This window comes from Streptomyces phytophilus (assembly GCF_013870535.1).
Classification (GTDB): domain Bacteria; phylum Actinomycetota; class Actinomycetes; order Streptomycetales; family Streptomycetaceae; genus Streptomyces; species Streptomyces phytophilus.
In genome coordinates this window covers 1-7,673 of record NZ_JACBXC010000173.1, presented here as the reverse complement: position 1 = coordinate 7,673, position 7,673 = coordinate 1, and the positions used below count along the sequence as shown (strand labels likewise).

3 protein-coding genes are annotated in these 7,673 nt (G+C 72.7%); all 3 read right to left on the bottom strand.

Annotated features, from left to right (window positions below; genetic code table 11):
- On the bottom strand, positions 1 to 2,546 hold a 2,546-nt coding region (gene pepN / locus H5J30_RS11430), incomplete at its 3' end, for an aminopeptidase N (protein ID WP_181787324.1).
- A 147-nt stretch (positions 2,547 to 2,693) separates the two neighbouring features.
- Positions 2,694 to 3,728: an aspartate-semialdehyde dehydrogenase gene (locus H5J30_RS11425; RefSeq protein WP_181787323.1), complete on the bottom strand. Its 1,035-nt coding sequence runs from the start codon at positions 3,726 to 3,728 to the stop codon at positions 2,694 to 2,696.
- A 230-nt stretch (positions 3,729 to 3,958) separates the two neighbouring features.
- Positions 3,959 to 7,288, bottom strand: a complete 3,330-nt coding sequence (locus tag H5J30_RS11420) for a S8 family serine peptidase (protein ID WP_181787322.1) — start codon at positions 7,286 to 7,288, stop codon at positions 3,959 to 3,961.
- Positions 7,289 to 7,673: the final 385 nt, after the last annotated feature.

The window sequence follows — 7,673 nt, the reverse complement described above, 5'->3', positions numbered from 1 at the left end:
CGAAGGGCGCGGTCCACGCCGGCGCGGGATTCCGTCACCATGCGGCGCAGGGCCGGGGGCGGCTGGGCCTCCGCGAGCCAGGCGTCCGTGGCGTCCAGGGTGGCCTGGGAGACCTGGAGGGCCGGGTAGAGGCCGACGACGATCTGCTGGGCGATCTCGTGGCTGCGGGAGTCGAAGACGTCCTTGACCGCGTCGAAGTACTTCGCCGTGAACGGGGCCAGCAGTTCGCGCTGGTCGGTCTGGACGAAGCCGCCGATCACCGCCTCCTGGACGGCGTTGGCGAGGTTGCCCTCCTCGACGACCTCCGTCCACGCGCGCGACTTCGCCGCCGCGGTCGGCCGGGCCGCCCGTGCCGAGGCCGCGTGGCGTTCGCCGGCGGCGGTCTTGTCGCGCTCCAGCTCCGCCGCGATGGCGTCGTCGCCGGCGCGGCCGGTGGCAGCCAGGCGGTGCAGCAGGGCCCAGCGCAGCTCGGTGTCGACCTCCAGGCCGTCGAGGGTGTGGGAGCCGTCGAGGAGGCCCGCGAGCAGGTCGAGTTGGCCGTCGGTGCGGGCGGTGGCCGCGAAGGCGCGGGCCCAGGCGAGCTGGTGGTCGCCGCCCGGCTCGGCGGCGTGCAGCTGGGTCTCGGTCTCCGCCGACCAGCGGGCCAGGCCCGTCTCGCGCCAGTCGGGGGCCGCGTAGAGGTCGAGGGCCAGCTTCACCTGGCGGTGCAGGGACTGCACCACGCCGATGTCGCTCTCCTTGCGGATGCCGGAGAGGACGAGGTCCAGGTAGTCGCGGGTGGCCAGCTCGCCGTCGCGGGTCATGTCCCAGGCCGACGCCCAGCACAGCGCCCGCGGCAGCGTGGTCTCGAAGTCGCCGAGGTGCCGGGTGACGACGTCCAGGGAGACGGGGTCGAGGCGGACCTTGGCGTAGGTGAGGTCGTCGTCGTTGAGCAGGACGACCGCGGGGCGGGGGCGGCCCGCCAGCTGCGGCACGTCGGTCAGCTCGCCGTCGATGTCCAGCTCCAGCCGGTCGGTGCGTACCAGCCGGCCGTCCTTCAGGTCGTACAGCCCCACCGCGATGCGGTGCGGGCGCAGCACCGCCTCGCCCTTGGCGCCCGCGGGCAGCGCGGGGGCCTCCTGGCGGATGCCGAACGACCGGACGACGCCGTCCGCGTCGGTCTCCAGCTCGGGCCGCAGCACGTTGATCCCGGCGGTCTCCAGCCACGCCTTGGACCAGGCCGCCAAGTCGCGGCCGCTGGTCTCCTCCAGCGCGCCGAGCAGGTCGCTGAGCCGGGTGTTGCCGAAGGCGTGGCGCTTGAAGTACGCCTGCACGCCGCGGAAGAACTCGTCCTCGCCGACGTACGCCACGAGCTGCTTGAGCACCGAGGCGCCCTTGGCGTACGTGATGCCGTCGAAGTTGACCAGGACGTCGTCGAGGTCGGAGATCTCGGCCATGATCGGGTGCGTGGACGGCAGCTGGTCCTGCCGGTAGGCCCACGTCTTCATCTGGTTCGCGAACGACGTCCACGCATGCGGCCAGCGCGAGCCGGTCGCCTGGGCGAGACAGGCGGTGGAGGAGTAGGTGGCGAACGACTCGTTCAGCCAGAGGTCGTTCCACCACTCCATGGTCACCAGGTCGCCGAACCACATGTGGGCCAGCTCGTGCAGGATCGTGTCGGCCCGCATCTCGTACGCCGCGTCGGTGACCTTGGAGCGGAACACGTACTGGTCCCGGAAGGTGACCGCGCCCGCGTTCTCCATCGCGCCGGCGTTGAACTCCGGGACGAAGAGCTGGTCGTACTTCTCGAACGGGTACGGGTAGTCGAAGCGCTTCTGGAACCAGTCGAAGCCCTGCCGCGTGACCGCGAAGATCGCCTCCGCGTCCAGGTACTCCGCGAGCGAGGGACGGCAGTACACGCCCAGCGGCACCGTCCGCCCTTCGCCCTCCCAGGTGCCGTGCACCGACGCGTACGGCCCGGCGATCAGCGCCGTGATGTACGTCGAGATGCGCGGGGTGGGAGGGAAACGCCACACCCCGGCGGCCGGCTCCGGTGCGGGGGAGTTGGAGATGACCTGCCAGCCCTCCGGCGCGGTCACCGTGAAGGCGAACTCCGCCTTGAGGTCCGGCTGCTCGAAGCTGGCGAACACCCGGCGCGCGTCGGGCACCTCGAACTGCGTGTACAGATACGTCTCGCCGTCCACCGGGTCGACGAAGCGGTGCAGCCCTTCACCCGTATTGGTGTACGCGCAGTCGGCGACGACCCGCAGCTCGTTCTCCCCCGCGCGCAGCCCCGGCAGGGCGATCCGGGAGTCGGCGAAGACCTCGGCGGGGTCGAGCGCGGTGCCGTTCAGCACCACCTCGTGCACCTCGGGCGCGACGAGGTCGGCGAAGGACTCCGCGCCCTCCTCGGCGGCCGAGAAGCGCACCGTCGTCACCGACCGGAAGGTGCCCCCCTCCTCGGCCTCCTTGGCGCCGGAGATGTCGAGGTCGATCTCGTACGCGTCCACCTTCAGCAGGCGCGCGCGCTCCCGCGCCTCTTCCCGGGTCAGATTCGTGCCAGGCACCTGGGCTACTCCTTACCCCTACGACTGACCGCAATCCTCGCACGCCGGGCGCCTGCGCGGAGCGGCCTGTGGACGACTGCGGCACCGGGGCCGCAGACCCCGGTGCCGCCTGTGGAAAACCTGGTCGGGCGAGGGCCAGGACGCCGGTCAGCGCAGCTCCGCCGCCACCAGCTCGGCGATCTGCACCGCGTTCAGCGCCGCCCCCTTGCGCAGGTTGTCGCCCGAGAGGAACAGCGCCAGCCCGTTCTCCGCCGTCTCGTCCGGCCGGATGCGCCCCACGTACGACACGTCCCGCCCGGCCGCGCCCAGCGGCGTCGGCACGTCCGCGAGCGCCACGCCCTCCGCCCCCGCCAGCACCTCCGCGGCCCGCGCGGGGCTCAGCGGCTCGGCGAAGCGGGCGTTGACCTGGAGCGAGTGCCCGGTGAAGACGGGGACGCGGACGCAGGTGCCGGAGACCTTCAGCTCCGGGATCTCCAGGATCTTGCGCGACTCGTGGCGCAGCTTCTGCTCCTCGTCCGTCTCGTTCAGCCCGTCGTCGACGAGGGAGCCCGCCATCGGGAGCACGTTGTACGCGATCGGGGCCACGTACTTCTCCGGCTCGGGGAAGTCGGCCCCAGCGCCGTCGCGGGTCAGCTTCGGCGCCTCCTCGCCGACGGCGCGGACCTGCTGGAACAGCTCCTCCACGCCCGCGAGGCCGGAGCCGGAGACCGCCTGGTAGGTGGCGACGACCATGGAGACCAGGCCCGCCTCGCGGTGCAGTGGCTTGAGCACGGGCATCGCGGCCATCGTGGTGCAGTTCGGGTTGGCGATGATGCCCTTGGGGCGGTCGGCGATCGCGTGCGGGTTGACCTCGGAGACCACGAGCGGCACCCGGGGGTCGCGGCGCCACGCCGAGGAGTTGTCGATCACGACCGGGCCCTGCGCCGCGACCTTCTCGGCGATCGCCTTGGAGGTGGCGCCGCCGGCGGAGAACAGCACGATGTCGAGCCCGGAGTAGTCGGCGGTGCCGGCGTCCTCCACCGTGACCGTGCCGCCCGGAGCGTCCCGCCACGGCAGCGTGCGCCCCGCGGACCGGGCCGACGCGAACAGGCGCAGCTGGTCCACCGGGAAGGCCCGCTCGGCGAGGATGTCGCACATCACTCCGCCGACCTGGCCGGTGGCTCCGACGATTCCGATCTTCATGGCTCTCCGTTCACGGGTGCGGGTCCGCCCACCATGATGCCGGGCGCCGGGCGGCTGGCTCCAGTCGTTTCCCCTGCCCAGCCGCCCGCCCCGGGTGCGCCCGCGCGGCGGACTGAGACACACGCCACAGGGGCGGGACACCGGCAGTGCCGGTGTCCCGCCCCCGCGGGTTCCTTCGGTACGTACGGGACGTAACAGATGTCACGGACGTACGGGACGGGTGCGCCCGGTTACGGCACGACCGTCCCGATCCGCACGCTGCCCGCGCCCGCCACCGTGCCGCGGGCGTTCTGGAGCTGCACCTCGCCGAAGAACTCGCGCCCCTCGGGCCCGGGCGCCGCCACCGTGACCTCGGCACCGACCTCGGCGCCGGCGCCGCTGTCCAGCTCCACCGGCTCGTCGCCGACGCTCACCTCGCCCAGCGCCGGGGAGAAGTACACGTCGCGGTAGTCGTACTCCGTCGTGCCCGCCGGCACGTCGTAGGCGAAGACCTCCACGGTGTACGTCCCGGGCTCCGGGTCGGTGAGGGTCACGCCCTCCTCCGAGTCGGCGTCCGCGGACTGCGCCACCGGCTCGCCGTCGCGGTAGACCGTCAGGTCCAGGTCCGCGTTGGCGTCGGAGGTGGCGCCGATCACCGCGTCGAGCCGGGTGACGCCCTCGGCGACCTCGATCGTCGTGGTGTTCGTCGCACCCGCCGCGATGCCCGGGCGCTCCGCCAGGCCGGAGCCCAGCGGCCCGCCGGCGAGCCTGCCGGCGACCGGGGCGAACCCGTTGGTCACCGTCCACTCCACCGGGCTGGGCGTGCCGACCTTCGCCTCGTCGATCGTCTGCACCTCGGGGTCGAAGGCCGCGCCGAGCACGGTCGCCTCGACCGTGAACGGGTTGTCCAGCTCCGGCGAGGTGCGCCGCGACTCGACCTCGATCTCCCACACGCCCGGCATCGGGTTGTCGTAGGAGCGCAGGTCGGGACGGCAGGTGTTGGCCGGGTTGTCGTAGTTGTTGTAGCAGAACGGCGTCGAGGTCTCGTCGGCCGGAATGCCCCACGGGTCGATCGCGATCCAGCGGGTCTGGCTCTTGCCCGCGAGGCCGCTCATCGCCACCTCCAGGGTCTTCGCGCCCTCGGGGACCTTCACGAAGTACGAACGGGTCGCGTTGCGCTGCGTCTCGTCCGACACCCGGTGCCCGTACGCGGGCGCCGCCAGGTCCTGCGAGGCGACCACCGTCGTCAGCACCCGGTGGTCGATGCCCTCGGTGCGCTTGCCGTCGACCAGCAGCGCGGCGCTGTGCAGCCCCGCCGAGCGCGGCTCGGCCTGCACCCTGACGGTCAGCGGCTGGCCGCGGCGCAGCGTGACGTCGTCGTCGCCGAGCAGCTTGAACGTGCCGTCGTTGCCCTGCCAGTCCAGCTCGTGCGGCGTGCCGCCGGCCGGCCCGGTGGTGCGGGTGAGGGTGATCTCGTACGTCTCGGACTCGCCGCGCGCCGGGCCGCTCTCGCGGTCGTAGACGCCGGTGCCCACGCCGGGGGTGGCGAGGAAGCCGTCGAGCACGGTGTCGACGGGCGCCTTCACCTGGTACTCGTACGCCGTGGCGCCGTCCTCCAGGGAGTCCCAGGCGTCCACGACGTCGACCCGGCCGGCGCCCTCCGCGTAGGTCTGCACGCCGGGGATGTGGTCGGCGGTGGAGGTCAGCGCGGTGCGCAGGGCGTTCGGGGTGACGTCGATGCCCTCCCGCTCGGCGGCGGAGAGCAGCAGCGCCGCGGCGCCGGCGGTCTGCGGCGAGGACATCGAGGTGCCCTGGAGCATGCCGTAGCCGGGCGGCAGTTCGTAGCCGGCCTCGGCGACGGGGGAGCCGGGCTGCCAGGTCGGGATGGTGTTGACCGACGCGCCGGGGGCGGTGATCGTCGGGGTGGCGCCGCCGTCCTCGCGCGGGCCGCGGGAGGAGAACGGCATCATCGCGTACTTGGTCCTGACCTGGCTGCCGTAGTTGGCGGCCCAGGTCTCGCGGGACACGGCCGCACCGACGCTGATGACCTTGTCGGCCAGGCCGGGGTCGCCGATGGTGTTGGCGCCGGGGCCGTCGTTGCCCGCGGAGATGACCAGCTGCACGCCGTAGGTGTCGATGAGCCGGTTGTACAGCGCGGCGCGGGCGTTGTTGCCGTCGTTGAGCGGCGGCAGGCCGCCGATCGACATGTTGACGACGTCGACGCCGCGGACGGCGACCAGGTCGATCATGCCCTCGGTGAGCGCGACCGCGGTGCAGCCGCCGCTCCAGGTGCAGGCCCGGGAGGAGACGAGCTTGGCGCCGGGCGCGGCGCCGTCCATCCTGCCGCCGAAGAGGCCGTTGGCGGCGGTGATGCCGGCGACGTGGGTGCCGTGCGCGCCCTCGACGACGCCGATGTTGACGAAGTCCTCCGTCTTGCCGACCCAGTCCCCGCCGTACGGGTCCATCGGCACGTCCTTGCGGATCTCCACGACGAACGGGATCGCCTCGGCGATCGCCGTGCCCGGGTCGTCGGCGCCGAAGTAGGCGAACTCGTGGTCCTCGCCGTACGGGGCCATCGGCTTGTCGTTCGTGAAGTCGCCGTCGTCGCCGAGGTCGACGCGCACCGTGCCGGCCGCGGCGTCGTACAGCAGCGCCCAGGAGTCGGTGGTGTCGCCGTCGCGGTTCAGGTCGCCCTGCATCTCGCCGCCCAGCGTGGCGTTCTCGCTGAAGAGGCTGACGGAGTAGTCGCCGCGCGGGGCGGTGTACTCGCGGTCCTCGAACGTGAAGGACGGGCCGGAGACGTCGGTGACCATCGGGCGCCAGGTGCGGTCGCCGTCGACGATCGGGTCGGTGGCCGTCACCCAGTCGGTGATCTTGCGCTCGCCGGTGGTGGTCCTGCGCAGCGCGGGGTGGGCCAGGTCGACGCCGGAGTCGAGGATGCCGATGGTGACGCCGCGGCCGTCGGCCTTCGGGTTCTTCTTGACGAAGTCGACGGCGCCGGTCTCGTGGGCCGGCTGGTACGGGTTCTTGGCCGGGGTCGAGCGGTCGGGCGCCGGGTAGAGGCCCTTGGCGCCGCTGCCCTTGTCGCCCTTCGCCCGGTCGGCGACCGGCCGCGGGTCCGGCAGTTCGATCTCCTCGTTCAGATCGATGCCCTGGACCGCGGAGAGCTTCGCGGCCTTGTCGATGGCGGCGTCGGCGCGGCCGGTGGGCACCGTGGCGCGGACGTAGCCGAGTCTGTCGTGCGTACGGCCGACGGAGGCGCCGCGTACGGCGCGGAAGGTGTCGGCGACCCCGGCCGTCTCACCGGGCTCGACGGCGACGAGCAGCGTGACATTCTTGTCGCCCCCCGCCTTCGCCTCGGCGAGCAGTTCGGCGTCCTTCGCCCCGAGTTTGTCCGCCGCGGCCTTGGGCCGGTCGGGCTCCGGGGCGCCCTCCGCGGCCTGGCCGGCTGCCGAGCCGGTCGCGGTGAGCGCGGCGGCCAGTCCGGCCGCGAGGGCTATCCGGGCGGCGGCGCGTGACCGTCCGCCCCCCGGTATGCGCCCGGGTGTGCGTCTGGGCGTGCGTCTGGGAGAGATCGTCATCTCTTGTTCAACCCCCACCTGTGTGGAAACCGGCATCCGGTGCCGACTGCCCGCATATCTATCAGCAAGGCACGCGCGCGCGGGGGGAGTTGAGTGTGGCGGATTGCGGCGTTGGCGCATAGCCGCCAGGGGGGCGTGCGCGGCGCGTTCCCGCCGCGGTGAACCCACGGTGACCGCGGCCACTCGAACGGGCGAGGATCGCGTGTCCATTGCGCGGTGGTTTCGGCCGGTGGAGGTATTTGTGGGCTTCCCGGCCGCCGTCGTTCCGGTTGCGTTAAGTAGCAGGTCACCCGGCGTGCCAAGGCTCCGAGTGTACGGGTGACCCACCCGCGTCGAAGCCTCCCGCTCATCCCCCTCAGGAGCGCCGATGCACCGCGAAAGCACG